This window comes from Azospirillum sp. TSH100, from assembly GCF_004923295.1.
Lineage (GTDB): Bacteria > Pseudomonadota > Alphaproteobacteria > Azospirillales > Azospirillaceae > Azospirillum.
In genome coordinates this window covers 1,060,302-1,077,256 of the sequence record NZ_CP039634.1, presented here as the reverse complement: position 1 = coordinate 1,077,256, position 16,955 = coordinate 1,060,302, and the positions used below count along the sequence as shown (strand labels likewise).

13 protein-coding genes are annotated in these 16,955 nt (G+C 70.0%); 8 read left to right on the top strand and 5 right to left on the bottom strand.

Features of this window, described 5'->3' with window-relative positions:
* Positions 1-105: 105 nt before the first annotated feature.
* Both trpA and trpB read right to left on the bottom strand, forming a co-directional pair.
* Entirely contained in the window at positions 106-951 is an 846-nt protein-coding gene (trpA, locus tag E6C72_RS05150; protein WP_109442942.1) for a tryptophan synthase subunit alpha, read from the bottom strand.
* A complete protein-coding gene (gene trpB / locus E6C72_RS05145) occupies positions 948-2,165 on the bottom strand; it encodes a tryptophan synthase subunit beta (protein WP_109442941.1) in 1,218 nt (405 codons plus the stop codon). The genes trpA and trpB overlap by 4 nt, the downstream gene beginning before the upstream one ends.
* A 226-nt stretch (positions 2,166-2,391) precedes the next feature.
* On the opposite strand from trpB, the gene E6C72_RS05140 reads away from it, so the two are divergent.
* Positions 2,392-3,246 carry a hybrid sensor histidine kinase/response regulator gene (locus E6C72_RS05140; RefSeq protein ID WP_109442940.1) on the top strand — a complete coding sequence of 285 codons (855 nt, stop codon included), beginning with the start codon at positions 2,392-2,394 and terminating at the stop codon, positions 3,244-3,246.
* Positions 3,247-3,263: 17 nt separating this feature from the next.
* On the opposite strand, the gene E6C72_RS05135 is transcribed toward E6C72_RS05140, so the two are convergent.
* Both E6C72_RS05135 and E6C72_RS05130 read right to left on the bottom strand, forming a co-directional pair.
* Complete coding sequence (locus tag E6C72_RS05135; protein WP_014249082.1) at positions 3,264-3,473, bottom strand: cold-shock protein; 210 nt, start codon at positions 3,471-3,473, stop codon at positions 3,264-3,266.
* Positions 3,474-3,825: 352 nt separating this feature from the next.
* Positions 3,826-5,247, bottom strand: coding sequence for a sigma-54 dependent transcriptional regulator (locus tag E6C72_RS05130; RefSeq protein WP_109442939.1), 1,422 nt, complete (start codon positions 5,245-5,247; stop codon positions 3,826-3,828).
* 220 nt (positions 5,248-5,467) lie between these two features.
* Here E6C72_RS05130 and coaBC point away from each other — a divergent pair, with 220 nt between their 5' ends.
* The 4 genes from coaBC (at position 5,468) to E6C72_RS05110 (ending at position 13,590) form a co-directional block, all read left to right on the top strand.
* Positions 5,468-6,700, top strand: a complete 1,233-nt coding sequence (coaBC, locus tag E6C72_RS05125) for a bifunctional phosphopantothenoylcysteine decarboxylase/phosphopantothenate--cysteine ligase CoaBC (RefSeq protein WP_109442938.1) — start codon at positions 5,468-5,470, stop codon at positions 6,698-6,700.
* 45 nt (positions 6,701-6,745) lie between these two features.
* Positions 6,746-7,201, top strand: a complete 456-nt coding sequence (gene dut / locus E6C72_RS05120; RefSeq protein ID WP_109442937.1) for a dUTP diphosphatase — start codon at positions 6,746-6,748, stop codon at positions 7,199-7,201.
* Positions 7,202-7,307: 106 nt separating this feature from the next.
* Positions 7,308-11,105, top strand: coding sequence for an ATP-binding protein (locus tag E6C72_RS32605; RefSeq protein WP_109442936.1), 3,798 nt, complete (start codon positions 7,308-7,310; stop codon positions 11,103-11,105).
* A gap of 259 nt (positions 11,106-11,364) precedes the next feature.
* Positions 11,365-13,590 (top strand): PAS domain-containing sensor histidine kinase, encoded by a 2,226-nt coding sequence (locus tag E6C72_RS05110; RefSeq protein ID WP_247875932.1) that lies wholly within the window; start codon positions 11,365-11,367, stop codon positions 13,588-13,590.
* Between the two features lie 22 nt (positions 13,591-13,612).
* Here the strand turns inward: E6C72_RS05110 and E6C72_RS05105 are convergent, their stop codons facing one another.
* On the bottom strand, positions 13,613-14,650 hold the full coding sequence (locus tag E6C72_RS05105; protein WP_109442962.1) for an NAD(P)/FAD-dependent oxidoreductase: 1,038 nt from the start codon (positions 14,648-14,650) through the stop codon (positions 13,613-13,615).
* Between the two features lie 276 nt (positions 14,651-14,926).
* Between E6C72_RS05105 and E6C72_RS05100 the strand changes: the two genes are divergently transcribed.
* Genes E6C72_RS05100 through E6C72_RS05090 form a run of 3 tightly spaced genes read left to right on the top strand, consistent with a single transcriptional unit; the run spans position 14,927 to position 16,954 of the window.
* Entirely contained in the window at positions 14,927-15,388 is a 462-nt protein-coding gene (locus E6C72_RS05100) for a hypothetical protein (RefSeq protein WP_199228864.1), read from the top strand.
* Between the two features lie 55 nt (positions 15,389-15,443).
* Positions 15,444-15,926, top strand: a complete 483-nt coding sequence (gene tsaE / locus E6C72_RS05095) for a tRNA (adenosine(37)-N6)-threonylcarbamoyltransferase complex ATPase subunit type 1 TsaE (RefSeq protein ID WP_199228863.1) — start codon at positions 15,444-15,446, stop codon at positions 15,924-15,926.
* A complete protein-coding gene (locus E6C72_RS05090) occupies positions 15,926-16,954 on the top strand; it encodes an aminoglycoside phosphotransferase family protein (RefSeq protein WP_109442934.1) in 1,029 nt (342 codons plus the stop codon). The genes tsaE and E6C72_RS05090 overlap by 1 nt, the downstream gene beginning before the upstream one ends.
* Position 16,955: the final 1 nt, after the last annotated feature.

Below are 16,955 nucleotides of genomic sequence, written 5' to 3'. Positions count from 1 at the left end.
ACATCGGATCCGTGCCGCACCGGGCTCTTCAGCCGTTCGTCGCCATGAGCGATCGTGTTGCAGGTGTCGTAAAGCGGTTTGCCGTCGTTGTAAACCGTCCGTCCCTCAGCCCCGCGCCGCGCGCACTCCGGCGGCCAGCGCGCCGACGAAGCCCAGAACATCCTCGACCGTGCCGGGCTTGACCGCACCGGCCGCATCCAGCCCGTCGGCCAGACGGGTGACGATGGCGGAGCCTACCACGGCGGCGTCGGCGACGCGGGCAACCTCGGCGGCCTGATCCGGCGTCTTGATGCCGAAGCCGACGGCGACCGGCAGGTCGGTGTGGCGCTTCAGCCGGGCGACCGCCGCATCGATCGCGGTGTTCGACGCGCTGGCGGTGCCGGTGATGCCGGCGATCGACACGTAATAGACGAAGCCCGAGGTGTTGCGCATCACGGCGGGCATGCGCGCCTCGTCGGTGGTCGGCGTCGTCAGGCGGACGAAGCTGACGCCGGCCTTCACCGCCGGGATGCACAGCTCCTCGTCCTCTTCCGGCGGCAGGTCGACGACGATCAGGCCGTCCACCCCGACCTCGCGCGCGGCGGCCAGGAAGGGCTCCACCCCATAGGCGTGGATCGGGTTGTAATAGCCCATCAGGATGATCGGCGTGTCGGCATCCAGCTTGCGGAAGCCGCGCACCATCTCCAGCGTCTTGCGCACCGTCATGCCGGCCTTAAGCGCCCGCAGCGAGGAGGCCTGGATCGCCGGACCGTCGGCCATCGGGTCGGTGAAGGGCATGCCCAGTTCGATCAGGTCGGCGCCGGCGGCCGGCAGCCCGTTCAGCACCGCCTGCGAGGCGGCGGGATCGGGATCGCCGGCGGTGATGAAGGTGACCAGACCGGCGCGTCCCTCCGCCTTCAGCGCGGCAAAACGGCGGGCGATGCGGCCATCGGCCAAAATGTCGGCACTCACAGTTCCACTCCCAGATGCTTGGCGACGGAGAAGATGTCCTTGTCGCCGCGACCCGACAGGCACAGCACCATCAGGTGGTCCTTGGGCAGTTTCGGTGCGCGCTTGACGACCTCGGCAAGGCCGTGGGCGGATTCCAGCGCCGGGATGATTCCCTCGGTGCGGGCGCAGAGCTGGAAGGCGTCGAGCGCCTCCTGGTCGGTGGCATAGGCATATTCGACACGGCCGACATCATGCAGCCAGCTGTGCTCCGGCCCGATGCCGGGATAGTCGAGGCCGGCGGAGATCGAGTGGCCTTCGAGAATCTGGCCGTCCTCGTCCTGCAACAGATAGGTGCGGTTGCCGTGCAGCACGCCGGGACGCCCGCCGTTGATCGAGGCGGCATGGTCGAGCGGCCCCTTCTCGATGCCGCGGCCGGCGGCCTCGACGCCGATCATCTGGACCGACGGGTCGTCGAGGAAGGGGTGGAACAGGCCAATGGCGTTGGAGCCGCCGCCGACGCAGGCCACCAGGCTGTCGGGCAGGCGGCCTTCCAGCTCCTGCATCTGGGTGCGCACCTCGTCACCGATCACCGACTGGAAGTCGCGGACCATGGCGGGATAGGGGTGCGGGCCGGCGGCGGTGCCGATGATGTAGAAGGTGTCGGCGACGTTGGTGACCCAGTCCCGCAGCGCCTCGTTCATCGCGTCCTTCAGCGTCCGCCCGCCCGACGTGACCGACCGCACCTCGGCGCCCAGCAGCTTCATGCGGAAGACGTTGGGCTGCTGGCGGGCGATGTCGGTCTCGCCCATGTAGATGACGCAGGGCATGTTGTAGAGCGCGCAGACCGTCGCGGTCGCCACGCCATGCTGGCCGGCGCCCGTCTCGGCGATGATGCGGGTCTTGCCCATCCGCCGGGCCAGCAGGATCTGGCCGATGCAGTTGTTGATCTTGTGCGCGCCGGTGTGGTTCAGCTCCTCTCGCTTGAAGTAGATCTTGGCGCCGCCCAGCTGTTCGGTCAGGCGTTCCGCGTAATAGAGCGGGTTGGGGCGGCCGACATACTGCTTCAGCTGCTGGCGCATCTCGCCCTCGAAGGCGGGATCCGCGCGCGCCTCGCGATAGGCCTTCTCGACCTCCAGGATCAGGGGCATCAGGGTTTCGGCGACGAAACGGCCGCCGAAAATTCCGAAATGCCCGCGCTCGTCGGGACCGGAGCGGTAGGTGTTCAGTTTGGTCATCGTCTGCGGCACTGCCTGAGGTCGAAGGGAAGCTGTTTGTCAGGTGGGCGGCATCGGGTCCGGACACCGGCCAAGCGCGACACCATACCGGCGGAATGCGCCGATTTGAAGCGCCGGGCCACGGGAGTCCGTGAATACCACCCGCCCGGATACATGGAGCGGGGCTTTGCAGCGGCAAGGCCACGCCCTTACACTGGCGACTTCTTCATTGCGGAGCATGCTTGCGATGACTGAGCGGACGCCGCCGTCGCTTCTCCCCACGGATCTTCAGCCGGTGCCCCGCCGGATTCTGGTGGTGGAGGACAGTCCGCTGAACCAGATGCTGGTCACCGCCATCCTGGCCCAGGCCGGCCACCGCGCCGAAACCGCCAGCAACGGGCTCGAGGCGGTGCTGGCGGCCCAGGCCGGCGGCTACGACCTGATCCTGATGGACCTGTCGATGCCGGAGATGGACGGGCTGACCGCCACCCGCCTGCTGCGCGAACTGCCGGGTCCGCCCGGCCGGGTGCCGGTGGTCGCCATGACCGCCGACACCGACGAAGCCGACCGCGTCCGTTGCCAGGATGCCGGCATGAACGACCATGTCGCCAAGCCGGTGGACCGGGCACTGCTGCTGGAGACGGTGGAGAAATGGCTGCGTGCCGCCGCGTCGCCGGTGGCGTCGGCCGGCTTCGGCCCCTGCGCCCCGGCGCCCCCGGCTGCGGCCGGCGAGGTTCTGGACCGCGAGGTTCTGGCCCAGCTGGCCCAGGATCTGGATGCGGAGCTGTTGGCCGACGTGCTGCGGCAGTTCGTGGAGGAGACGCGGGAACGGGTGGCGCGCATCGCGGCGGAGAGCGACCGCGCGGTTCTGACCCGCGAGGCGCACACGCTGAAGAGCACCGCCGGGACCTTCGGCGCCCGTACCCTATGCGCCGCCGCCCGCGCGCTGGAGATGGCGTGCCGGGCATCCCTTGCGGAACAGGGCGGATCCGGAATGGAGGAAGACGGGGCGGCGGACACGGTGGAGGGGCTGCGCGGCGAGATTCCCCGGCTGGCCGGGGACGCCATCGCGGCCTACCGCGCCGCCGGGTATCCGGTCTGACGAGAGGCCCCAGCCCGTCACTCGACGACGCTGATGTTCACCGCTGAATCCTTGCCGTTGGTGCCGCGGGCGACCTCGAACTGGACGCGCTGGCCCTCCGACAGGGCATGCAGGCCCGAGCGCTGGACCGCGGTGATGTGCACGAACACGTCCTTGGAACCGGCCTCCGGCGCGATGAAGCCGTAACCCTTGGTGGTGTTGAACCATTTTACGGTGCCGTTGGTCATGAGCCTCCCCCCCTTAGTCACTTCAAGACTGGTCTTTAGCCAAACGGATAGGTCCGGGATCGCCGGCATCGGCTGCGCCATGAGGTCTGCCGGGCAAGCGGAACCAAGACATTGTGCGGGGAGGCTAGCCGCATGCTGTGGTTGCGGGCAATTCCATCTCACGGCATAGGACTAACGACGACCAAGTCCGGAGTGGAATTACGACCAAGGCGACGGTTCTTCGTCGAAGGGTATTAGCCCGTTTCTTGGACGGCACGGGAGCCGGCGTGATTTTCCCGCCGAAATAAAGGATTAGATCGGGAGCGCACCGGATCGGATTTGATCTGAAACGCGAGCTCCATCGTTGAAAAAGCTACAGCTTGCCTTCGGCCTGCCAGGCAAGGCGTTTGCGGTAGATCGTGGAGGCGCTGATCTGCAACAGGGCGGCAGCACGCGGGATGTTGCCGTCACAGGCGGCGATGGCATCCTCGATGGCGTCCTTCTCCACCTCCCACAGCGGCTTGATGGAGTCCGGGGAGGGTGGAACGGGCGGGCGTGGGACCGCAACGGCACCGGCTGATACCGTGACCGCGGCGGCGGGAACCTGCACCGGCTGCGCCGTGCTGAGCGGCGGCGGCAACATCTCCGGCGTCACGGTGTCGCCATCATGCAGGACGGCGACGATGCGCACGACGTTCTGCAATTGCCGGACGTTGCCCGGCCAGTGGTAATGACGCAGCGCGTGTTCCGTCTCGGGCGAGAAGCGGGCGAAGCCCTTCTTCTCCTCCTTCGCGAATTCCGCCAGATAGTGGCGGGCGATCTCAAGCACGTCGTCCTCGCGCTCGCGCAAGGGCGGCAGATGGATGGGAATGACGTGCAGGCGGTAATAGAGATCCTCGCGGAACCGTCCCTCCTCCACCTCGCGCAGCGGGTCGCGGTTGGTGGCGCAGACGATGCGCAGATCGACCTTCTCAAGCTTCGAGCCGCCCACAGGGGTGAAGGTGCCGGTCTGGATGAAGCGCAGCAGCTTGGTCTGGAGATCGGGCGCCAGTTCGCAGATCTCGTCCAGGAACAGGGTGCCGCCGTCGGCGCGCGACGCCGCACCCTCGCGGTCGGATACGGCGCCGGTGAAGCTGCCCTTCACATGGCCGAAGATCTCGCTTTCCATGAGATCCTTCGGGATGGCGCCGCAGTTGATGGCGATGAACGGGCGCGACGCGCGCTGGCTCTGGCGGTGGATCGCCTCGGCGCAGACCTCCTTGCCGGTGCCGGACTCGCCGGTGATGAAGACGGTGGCGCGCGAGGAGGCGGCGCTGTCGACGATGCGGTAGACCGCCTGCATCGCCAGCGACGAGCCGATGAAGCCGTGGTAGCGGGCGCGGTTCAGATCCTTCTCGAAGGTGTCGACCAGCTGGGCCAGCCGCAGCCGCTCCATCGCGTTGCGGACCGTCACCACCAGCCGGTCGGCGGAGAAGGGCTTCACCAGGAAGTCGTAGGCGCCGTAGCGCATCGCCTCCACCGCCGCCTTCACCGAGCCGTGGGCGGTGATGACGATGACCGCGCAGGGCAGCGCCTGGGTGTCGATGCGTTTCAGCACCTCCATCCCGTTCATGTCCGGCAGCTGCAGATCCAGCAGCACCACCATCGGCGCGCCGCCGTTCAGCTGCGCCAGCGCGTCGGCCCCGGTTTCCACCGAGATGACGCTGTGCGATTCCTTTTTCAGGTATTCCGCGTAGACACGGGCCAGCGACGGCGTGTCTTCGATCAGCAGGACGGGGATGGAACCTGGCGGCATGCTGTTGGGGACACGCGAAAGTAGGGACGGGGCAGCTCCTATTGTCTAACAGATAATTCCGAAAATCCCACCCCTACGCGCATGTGCGCGGCCACGAACGGATCGAAATCGGCGGCGGACCGAATCGGTCGCAGACCCGCCGCTTGCCGGGGGCGGCGCGATGAACTATCAGCAGCGGGCATCGGGGTGTCCGGAAGGATGCCGGGAAGAGGGGGTTCGCATGGCCGATCACGCCATTCTGGCCGGCAAGCGCGTTCTGCTGGTCATCGCCGGCGGCATCGCCGCCTACAAGAGCCTGGAGCTGATCCGCCGCCTGCGCGAGCGCGGCGTGACGATGCGGGCGGTGCTGACCGAGGCCGGCGCCCGCTTCGTCACCCCGTTGTCGGTACAGGCGCTGACCGAGGATACCGTCTACCGCGACCTGTGGTCGCTGACCGACGAGTCGGAGATGGGCCACATCCGCCTGTCGCGCGAGGCCGACCTGCTGGTGGTGGCGCCGGCGACCGCCAACCTGCTGGCGCGGATGGCCGCCGGCATGGCCGACGATCTCGCCGCCACCGTGCTGCTGGCCACCGACAAGCCGGTGCTGGTCGCCCCCGCCATGAATGTGCGCATGTGGCAGCATGCCGCGACCCAGGCCAACATGGCGCTGCTGGAAAGCCGCGGCGTGCTGCGCGTCGGCCCCAACGAGGGCGTGATGGCCTGCAACGAATACGGTCCCGGCCGCATGGCCGAGCCGATGGAGATCGTCGACGCCATCGCCGGCGTCTTCGCTGAAGAGGCGAACCGTCTCCAGGGGCCGCTGGCCGGGCGCCGCGCCATCGTCACCAGCGGCCCGACGCACGAGCCGATCGACCCGGTGCGCTACATCGCCAACCGCTCGTCGGGCAAGCAGGGGCACGCCATCGCCGCGGCCCTGGCCGCGCTGGGGGCCGAGGTGACGCTGGTCAGCGGCCCCACCCGCCAGCCCGACCCGGCCGGCTGCACCGTCGTGCATATCGAGACGGCGCGGGAAATGCTGGCGGCCTGCGAGGCGGCGCTGCCCGCCGACATCGCCGTCTGCGCCGCCGCGGTGGCGGACTGGCGCGTCGATGGGGCTGGTGACCGCAAGCTGAAGAAGGACGGCGGCGGCCCACCGGCCCTGGCGCTCACCGAGAATCCCGACATCCTCGCCACCCTGTCACGGCCCGGCGAACGCCGCCCGGCGCTGGTCGTCGGCTTCGCGGCGGAGACCGGCGACGTGCTGGCCTATGCCACAGCCAAGCGGGCCCGCAAGGGCTGCGACTGGATCATCGCCAACGACGTCTCCCCCGGCACCGGCACCTTCGGCGGCAGCGACAACACCGTCCACCTGATCCGCGCCGACGGGGTCGAGTCCTGGCCGACCATGCCCAAGGACGCCGTCGCCGCCCGGCTGGCCGAGGCGGTGGCGGAGCATTTCGCCGCGAAGTAGCGTCTACCCGGGCACCTCTCCATCCGTAAAACACAGGATCCACCCATGGCCCCCACCGTCGCCTTCCTCCGCCTGCCCGGCAACGACGACCTGCAGCTGCCCGCCTACGCCACCAGCGGCGCCGCCGGGTTCGACCTGCGCGCCGCGGTGCCGGCGGACGCCCCCGTCACGCTGGAGCCCGGCAAGCGGGTGCTGGTGCCCACCGGCTTCGCCGTCGGGCTGCCGGTGGGGTGGGAGATGCAGATCCGGCCGCGCTCCGGGCTGGCGGTGAAGAACGGGGTCACGGTGCTGAACACGCCGGGAACGATCGATTGCGATTACCGCGGGCCGGTCGGCGTGTGCCTGATCAATCTGGGGGAGGAGCCCTTCACCATCGCGCGCGGCGACCGCATCGCCCAGGCGGTGATCGCCGGGGCTCCCCAGGCGCTGCTGGTCGAGGTCGACTCGCTGGACGAGACCGCACGCGGCAGCGGCGGCTTCGGGTCCACCGGGGTGGCCTGAAAAAGGGGGCCCGACTTCGCCCCACCCCTGCCCCGCTTTCTATGGCATGATCGCCGCACCGATAGGGGCCGACAGGAGCGGATCGGCGGCGGGCGAGGGGGTGGGCATGCGAAGTCCCCGGCGGAGCGTGGCGTTCCGCATCCTGGCGGGGTTGACGGTGATCGGCGGGCTGGCCGCGGCGACCAGCGTCGTCGCAGTCTCGCTGTTCTCCCGCTTCCACGAGGGCTACGAACAGATCGCCACCGCCAAGGTACCGGGGCTGGTCGCCGCCGCCCAGCTGGTGCAGCAGAGCGGCGCCGTCGCCGCCATCGCCCCCGCCCTGGTCGCTGCCCAGGACCAGACCGCGCGCGAAGCGGTGATGGCGCGAATGGGCGACCAGATCGTCCGGCTGGAACAGCTGATGGCCCGGCTGATCGCCCATGGCGGCGCCCCGCGCCTGGCCGATCAGACCGGGAGCAGAAGAGACGGCAGCCGCGCCGAAAGCAACCGCGCCGATTTGGGTGAGTTGGACCGCCGCAAGAACGAGCTGGTCGGCACGCTGCTGACCCTGAACGCCCAGGTCCGTCAGCAGCTGACCCTCACCGCCGAGACCAGCAGCCGCGCCCAGGCGCTGGCCACCCTGACCGGGCGGCTGGGAGCCGCCGAGTCGCAGGAGGCTGAAGGCTCCTGGCACATGGAGCTGCGGGCCGGCTTGCCCGATGCCGAGGCGTCGGAGCGCGGCCGCGAGGCGCTGGAGCGCTGGCGCCGGGAACTGACCGGGGCGGCGACCACGCTGCTGGCGGCGCTGCGGGCCGATCGCGACAGCCAGCTGGACCGCTTCCAGGCAGACACCCGCACCGCGCTGGACAATGCCGCCGAGGCGCTGGCCCTGCTGCCGGCCGATCAGGCCGCCCGGCTGGAGCCGTTGCAGCGTGAACTGGTGGAGCAGGCGTTCGGCCGCTCCCCCCTGTTCGCCCTGCGCGAGGCGGAGTTGTCGCTGCAACGGGCAATCAAGCGGTCGGCCGCCCGCAACCAGGCCGTCTCGGACCAGCTGGTCGGCATCGTGTCCGATTATTTCCTGGCGGTGGAGCAGGATGTCGCCCGCCGGTCCGGCGAGTTCGAGCGGGTGATCCGCGACGGCGAGCGGGCGGTGATCGCCATGGCCATTCTGTCGATCCTCGGGGCCGCCGCCATCTTCGCCTACATCCACCGCAACGTGGTGGCGCGGCTGCGCCGGCTGCGCAGCGCCATGCAGGCGGTGCAGACGGCGGAACTGGCGGAAATTGGGCCGGCAGGGATGGGGCCGGCAGGCCCGATGCCCGACCTGGACCTGCCCGCCGCCACCCCGGCCGGCAGCCGCGACGAGATCGGCGAGATGGCCCGCGCGCTGGCCTATTTCGTCACCACCATCCGTGCCCGCGAAAGCGCCTTGGCGGACGGCGAGCGCCGGCTGCGCACCATCCTGGAACAGAGTCCGGTCGGCGTCTCGATCGGCCGCGCCGACGGCACCGTCGCCTTCGCCAACGCCCGCGCCGCCGAGCTGGCGGGCCGGCCGCTGGAGGACTTCGTCAGCAGCCGCCACGCGCTGGCCCTGCCCGGCGCCAGCATCAGCCGGGGCGGAGCCAGCCAGGACTGGGACGCGGAAAGCGGCGGCGTGCTGGTGCGCGACGCCGAGGTGGCGGTCGACCGCCCCGACGGCAGCCGGGTCTGGGCCTTGCAGACCCTTCAGCGCACCAGCTTCGAGGGCGAGCCGGCGGTGCTGGCCTGGAGCACCGACATCACCGCGCGCAAGCAGGCGGAAGAGGCGCTGCGCAGCGCCAAGGAACAGGCGGAGATCGCCGCCCGGTCCAAGGCGGAATTCCTGGCGACGATGAGCCACGAGATCCGCACGCCGATGAACGGCGTGTTGGGCATGCTGGAGCTGATGGCGCTGACCCCGTTGGACGAGGAGCAGCGCACGCTGGTCTCCACCATGCGGGACAGCGGAGCCGCCCTGCTGCGGATCATCGACGACATCCTGGATCTGTCGAAGATCGAGGCGGGAAAACTGGATCTGGAGGAGCTGGACCTGCGCCCGGCCGATCTGGTGGAGGGGGTGGCCGATCTGCTGGCGCCCCAGGCCCACCAGAAGGGGCTGGCGCTGATCTGCGCCATCGACCGGTCGGTACCGGAGCGACTGCGCGGCGACTCCGGCCGGCTGCGCCAGATCCTGTTCAACCTGACCGGCAACGCCATCAAATTCACCGATCGCGGCCGGGTGGTGCTGCGCGTCGGCACCGCCGGGCCGACCAAATCCAAACCGGTCGGGCCGGACCAAGTCCGCCTGCATGTGGCGGTGGAGGACACCGGCATCGGCATCGGGCCGGAGGGGCAGGCCCGGCTGTTCCAGCCCTTCAGCCAGGCCGACAGCTCCACCACCCGCCGCTTCGGCGGCACCGGGCTGGGGCTGGCGATCTGCACCCGGCTGATCGAACGGATGGGCGGGCGGATCGGCGTCGACTCGGTGCCCGGCCAGGGATCGACCTTCTGGTTCACGGTGGATCTGCCGCGCACAGCCGAGTCCCCGCGTCCGGACATGCCGGCGGGCTTGCCGGCCACCCCGGCGCCGCTGGCCGGCCTGTCGGTGCTGGTCGCCGACGAGGATGAGGCGCAGCGTGCCGTGCTCGCCTGCTATCTGGAGCAGGGTGGGGCTACGGTGACGACCTCACCCACCGTGGCCGACGCGGCATCGAAGCTGGGGCGCGGCGGCTTCGGCCTGCTGGTGACCGCCACGACGCTGGCGGGACGGCTGGAACCGCTGGCCGACGCCTGCGCCCCCGGCCTGCCGCGGCTTCTGCTGGGCGACGGGCGGACGGCAGGCGCCGCGGGTGGGACGGCGGTCGCCTCTCCCCACACCGCTTCCGGGGCAGGGGTGATGGCGGGACTGGTGGCGACGCTGGTGCAGCCGGTTCACCGTGCCATCCTGATCCGCAGCGCCGCCATGCTGACCGGCCGCGCTGCGCCGGACGCTGCCGCGGCAGAGTCGAGCTGCCCCCCGCCGATCCGGACCGGTGCCGATGCCGCAGCGCGAGCCACCGCCCAAACCACCAGGGGCCAGCTGACGGACTCCGCCGACCATGGCCCCATCCTGGTGGCGGAGGATCATCCGACCAACCAGCAGGTCGTGCTGCGCCAGCTGCGCCGGCTGGGCTATTCGGCGGAACTGGCGGCGGATGGCGAACAGGCGCTGGCGGCATGGCGCGGCGGACGGCACCGGCTGATCATCACCGACTGTCACATGCCGGTGATGGATGGCTACGAACTGGCCCGCCGCATCCGGGCGGAGGAGCGGGACGGCCGGCGGCGCACCCCCATCGTCGCCATGACCGCCAACGCCCTGTCCGGCGAGATGGAGCGCTGCCTTGCTGCCGGCATGGACGACTACCTCGCCAAGCCGGTGACGCTGGCGCAGCTTTCCCAGGTGCTGACCCGCTGGCTGGAAGCCTGTCCGCAGCCGGAGGCGCCCGGACGCGCTCCGGCCGTGGTGGAGCAGGCGCTTCCGGTTCTCGACCTCGACCATGTGCGCGAGACCTTTGGCGGCGTGGAGGGGGCCGCTCTGGACGACGGCACGCTCGACATGCTGGACTTCTTCATCGAAACGACGCGGCCGACGTTGGAGCGGGTGCGGCAGGCGCTCGATGACGGCGACCAGGAGGAGGCGCGGGCCGCAGCCCATTCGGCCGCCGGAGCAGCGCGGACGGCGGGCGCGAAGCTGCTCGCCGCCGCCTGTACCGCGCTGGAACGCGCCATCGTCGACAGGCGCGACGCGGACATTCCCCCCCATGCCCAGGCGATGGCAGCGGCCTTCCCGGAGGTCGAAAAGGCGATTCACGCCCTGCGTCACACGAAAGAGACGGTGCCCAGACCAGAAGAGACCATGGCGTGACCGGACGTGTCGGGGCGAAATCTACCTGGGCGCGAACGGCAACCCGAAAAGGCGCAAGGGGGACGGGTGTTCGCTTGTCGGTGGGAAAGGGCTGAACTACTCTGCGCATCTTGATTCATTTCGACAGATTCGGCCGGGCGGTCATGAAGCGCCGGCGGTCCCGGGGGTGAAGAGCGTGGTCGGTCTCGCTGGCTTCTTTTGGAACAAGGAACCCCGGCGCCAAGCCGATCACGCCGCAGATCGCGACCGTTGGCGGGCGATGCTGGCCGCAGCCCCCCAGCCCTGGTGCGCCTGGACCGACCAGGGCGAGGCCATTCTGTCCGACGAGGCCGCGGCTCTGCTAGGCGTTGCCGGCGCCGACGCACCCAGCGCCGATACTCTGGCGGATACCCTCGCCGCACCCGACCTCGGCCCCGCCCTGACCCGCCTGCGCCGCGACGGCGAGCCCTTCCGCTGCGAGGCGAGGGCGCCCGACGGCCGGCGGCTGGTGCTGACCGGTCGGCGCGGACGGGCGGGCGACACCCGGTGCGACGTGCTGTGGATCGAGGATGTGACCGTCGCCCGCGACGCCGCGCAGGACGCCAGCCGGCGCCAGGAACAGGAGACCGGAGCCGCCCGCTCCCGCCTTGCCGAGTTGCAGGCGATGGCCGACGCGCTGCCGGTGCCGGTGTGGATGCGCGACCGCTCCTTACGGCTGTCCTGGTGCAACCGCGCCTATGCCCGCGCGGTGGACGGCGATCCCGAGACGGTGGTGGCGGAGGGGCGGGAGCTGACCGCCACTGGCCGGGCGCTGGCCGAACGGGCGCGCGGCGGCGGCTTCGCACAGTCCGACCGCGCCCCCGTGGTGATCGGCACCGAACGCCGCCTGCTGGAGGTGACGGAGGCGCCGCTGCCACTGACCGACGGCGGCGGCACGCTGGTGGTCGGCTACGCCCTCGACCTCACCCCGCTGGAGGAGCTGCGCGGCGAACTCGACCGCCACCTGACCGCCCATGCCGAGGTGCTGGAACGGCTGGGCACCGCCATCGCCATCTTCGGCCCCGACACCCGCCTGACCTTCTTCAACCAGGCCTATGCACGGCTGTGGGACCTGGACGAGGCGTGGCTGCGCAGCGAGCCGACCAACGCCGAACTGCTGGAGGAACTGCGCGCCCGCCGGCGGCTGCCGGAATATGCCGACTACCAGACCTTCAAGCGCGAGCGGCTGACCCGCTACACCCATCTGGTCGAGCCGGTGGAAGAGATGCTGCACCTGCCGGACGGCACCACGCTGCGCCATCTGGCGGCCCCGCATCCGCAGGGCGGGCTGATCACCATCCTGGAGGACGTGACCAACACGCTGGCGCTGGAATCCTCCTACAACACGCTGATGGCGGTGCAGCAGGAGACGCTGGACAATCTGGCGGAGGGCATCGCCGTGTTCGGCGGCGACGGCCGGCTGAAGCTGTCCAACCCGGCCTTCTCCCGCATCTGGGATCTGGCCGACGGCGACCTGAACGGCGAACCGCACATCGCCGACGTCATCGAACGCATGCGCCCGCTGCTGGAGATGGCGGCGCCCGATAAGGCGACCGACAAGGCTGCCGACAGGCCGGGCGAGGCCGCCACCTGGGAGGCGGTGAAGGAGGAGCTGATCGGCGCCACGCTGGAACGCAGCGTCCGCTCCGGCCGGGTCGAGCGCAGCGACGGGTCGGTGGTGGAGTTCTCCACCCTGCCGCTGCCCGACGGGGCGGTGCTGAACAGCTATCTCGACGTCACCGACGGCGCCCGGCTGGAGACGGCGCTGCGCGCCTCCAACGCCGCCTTGGAAGCCGCCGACCAGTTGAAGAGCGAGTTCATCGCCAACGTCTCCCACCATCTGCGCACGCCGCTGAACGGCATCATCGGCTTCGCCGAGGTGCTGGCGAACCAGTATTTCGGCGAGCTGAACGCCCGGCAGATGGAGTATGTGCGCAGCATGCTGTCGGCCGGCCAGCGCCTGCTGGAGCTGATCGACGACGTGGTCGACCTGACCAGCCTGGGCGCCGGCGTCACCACGCTGGAACGCGGCGCGGTCAGCCTGCCCGACCTGCTCGATTCGGTGGCAGGCCTCACCCGCGAATGGGCGCGGCGCGAGGGGCTGCGGCTCGAGGTGGTGGCGCCGGAGGCGCTGGGCGAGATGGAGGGCGATGGCAAGCGGCTGAAGCAGGCGCTGTTCACCCTGGTGGTGGGCGCCATCCGCAACCCGCCGCCCGACCGCCGCATCCGCCTTGCCGGCGAGCGGCTGAACGGCAGCATCACCCTGTCGGTCAGCGGCGCCGCCCCGCCCGACGCCGATCCGCAGGGGGCCGCGGCACTGGGCGTCTCGCTGGCCCGCAACGTGGTGGAACTGCATGGCGGGCGGCTGGAACTGGACGAAATCGGCGGCGGCGGGGTGTACCGCAGCGCCCATGTCCGCTGCATCATGCCGGTGCGCGCGCCGGTGAACGGGGTGAGAGCCGGGTAGCCCTCTCCGCCGCCAGGGTTTCTCACGCCGCGCCGGGCACGCCCTTCGAGGTGGAATATTCGAAATGCAGCGCCTCGCCGGGATAGACCAGCGGGCGGATGGCATGGGCGGCCTGGGCCGCCTCGGCGAAGCCGCAGAGGATCAGCTTCAGCTTGCCGGGATAAGTCGCGATGTCGCCGATGGCGAAGACCCCCGGCACGTTGGTGGCGCAGCCGGGCTGGGCCACCGCGATGTGGCTGCGTTCCAGATCCAGGCCCCAGTCGGCGATCGGGCCGAGATTCATCGACAGGCCGAAGAAGGCCAGCAGCGCATCGGCCGGCAGCGCCTTTTCCTCGCCGTCCAGCGTGGCGACGCGCACGGCGCTCAGCTGACCGTTCCCGCCGTCCAGCCCGGAGAGCTGATAGGGCACCACCATCTCGATCCGCCCCTCGCGCACCAGGGCGTCCATGCGGGAGACGCTTTCCGGGGCCGCGCGGAACTTCGGACGGCGGTGGACGACATAGACGCGCTCCGCAACGTCGGCCAGGGAAATGGCCCAGTCGACGGCGCTGTCGCCGCCGCCGGCGATCACCACCTTCTTGCCGGCAAAGTCCTGGCGGCGGCGCACCATGTAGAAGACCGACTTGCCGTCATACGCTTCCAGCCCGTCGAGCGGCGGCCGGTTGGGGCCGAAGGCGCCGCTGCCAGCGGCGATGACAACCGCCCGGGTGTCGATCTTCGTGCCGATGCTGGTCTCCACCAGCCAGCGCCCGCTGTCCTGGCGGGTCAGCTTTTCCACCTGCTGGCCCAGGTGATAGGTGGGCGAGAAGGGGGCCGCCTGTTCCGCCAGCCGGTCGATCAGGTCGGCCGCCTCGATCGAGGGGTGGGCGGGGATGTCATAGATCGGCTTTTCCGGGTAGAGCGCCGTACATTGGCCGCCGACCATGTCCAGCGCGTCCACCACATGGCAGCGCATCTTCAGCATGCCGCATTCGAACACGGCGAACAGCCCGACGGGGCCGGCGCCGACGATGACGACATCGGTGGTGAGGACATCGTTGCTGGAAGCGGTCTGCGACATGAAAGCCAATTCCTTGAGACGGAGCGCCGGGTGGAGGATGATGCGGAAGGGGTGGCGGACGGTCCTTCCATTGTCCGCATTTCCCGGCCGGGTCAACCCCCCGCAAGGGGAAAGCGGTCCTGTGTCGCGCGCAGATGCGGTGAAAGGCACGAAAACAATTTCGCATAAATTCGCTTTAATTTGTTGATTGCATGCGGCGATTGCGAGGTGGAAACTGCGGATGATGGCGGATGGCCGGACATTCCGGCACGGGCGCCGTTCGGGTGGAGGCCCGGAATGAAGGAGCTTCGGTGTCTGGTCTTCACCGACCAGGAGGTGGCACGGGCGGTGCTGGACCGCCGCCGTCGGATCAAGGATCCGCTGCCGGTCGGCACGGTGACCAGGATCGTCTTCGACCAGAAGGCCGGCCCGGAGCATGACTCCATCGAAACGCGCCTTTTCGCCACCGACGACGACGGCACGGTGAGCGAGCTCGTCCTGACAGACATCGAGGTGACGGCGGCGCTGGTCGCCTATTGCATGGGCCGGCGTATCCCCCTGCCGGTGGCTTCGGACAAGATGCTCTACCTGATCAACGGCGCGCTGACGTTGATGATCACGTTAAATTTCAACAAGGCACCGCGGCTGGTGGTGACGTCCGGCGCCACGGATGGCCCGGATGCGGCAGCCGGGGCGGAAGGCAAGGCTGGTAAGACGCCCGGCGAGCGGATGTCGCCCAGACGGCGGATCGGCCGCTGACCCACCCTTCTTTCCGGCTTGCGGGCGGGTGTCGGCTTCGCTCAGTATCCGCGCCATGTCGGACACTCCCCTCCATACCATCGCGATCCAGTTGCCTGATGAAGGCACCACCGCGGCGTTGGGCCGCCGGCTGGGCGCCATGCTGCGGCCGGGCGACCTCGTGGCGCTGCGCGGCGACCTCGGCGCCGGCAAGTCGGCACTGTCGCGGGCATTGATCCGCAGCGTCACCCATGAGGACGCCGAGGTGCCGTCCCCCACCTTCACCCTGGTCCAGACCTACGACACCGCCATCGGCCCGGTCTGGCATTTCGACCTCTACCGCCTGTCCGGACCGGACGAGGTGTATGAGCTGGGCTGGGACGACGCGCGGGCCGAGGCGGTGGCGCTGGTGGAATGGCCGGACCGGCTGGGTCCGCTGCTGCCGACCGACCGGGTCGAGGTGACGATGGAGCATGACGGCCCGGACGCCCGCCGCGCCACGCTGACCGGCCATGGCGCGCTGGCGGCGCGGGTGGCCACCGCCGACTGGACCCTATGATGGCGGGTGTGAGTTCTGCGCGGCAGGCCGAGATCGCCGCCTTCCTGGCCGCCAACGGCCTGTCCGATGCGGCGCGGGAGCCTCTTGCCGGCGATGCCTCCGCCCGGCGGTACGAGCGGCTGCGCAAGGCCGATGGCGGCACGCTGATGCTGGTCGACACGCCGGCCCCGGCCGAAGACCTCGTTCCCTTCATCGCCATCGGCGCCGAGTTGGCCGCCATCGGGCTGTCGGTTCCCGGGGTGATCGCGTCGGATGTCGAGCGGGGGCTGGCAATCCAGGAAGATTTCGGTAGCGAAACATTTTCCCGCCTGCTCGCCGCCGGTGCCGATCCGCAGCCGCTCTATGAGATGGCGACCGACGCGCTGATCGCCATCCACCGCGGCTGGCCGGCGGGAGCGGCTGAAAGGCTGGCCCTGCCCGTCTACGATGCGGACCTGTTCATCGCCCAGACCCGGCTGTTCCTCGACGCCTATATGCCGGTGGCGCTGGGACGGCCCATGAGCGAAGAGGATCGTTCCGATTTCGATACGGCTTGGCGGACGGTGCTGGAACCGGTCTGTGCCGGGGCGCCGTCGCTCCTGCTGCGCGACTACCATGTCGACAACCTGATGCGGCTGGACCGGCCGGGGGTGAAGGCCGCTGGGCTGATCGACTTCCAGAACGCCGGCTGGGGGCCGCGGGCCTACGATCTGGTGTCGCTGCTGGAGGATGCCCGGCGCGACGTGGCGCCCGCTCTGGCCGAGGCGATGGTCGCGCGCTATCTCGCCGCCTTCCCCGACAGCGATGCCGCCGCCTTCCGCCGCGCCATGGCGGTGCTGGGCGCGGTGCGCCACACGCGGATCGTCGCCATCTTCGTCCGTCTGGCGCTGAGCCAGGGGCGGCGGTCCTACCTCGTCCATCTGCCGCGGGTCTGGCGCCTGCTGGAGGCCCAGCTGGCGAAGCCGACCCTGGCCCCGGTTGCCGCCTGGTTCGACCGCCATCTGCCGCCCGAGACCCGTGCCGCCTTCGTCGTTCCGGAGACGATCTGAG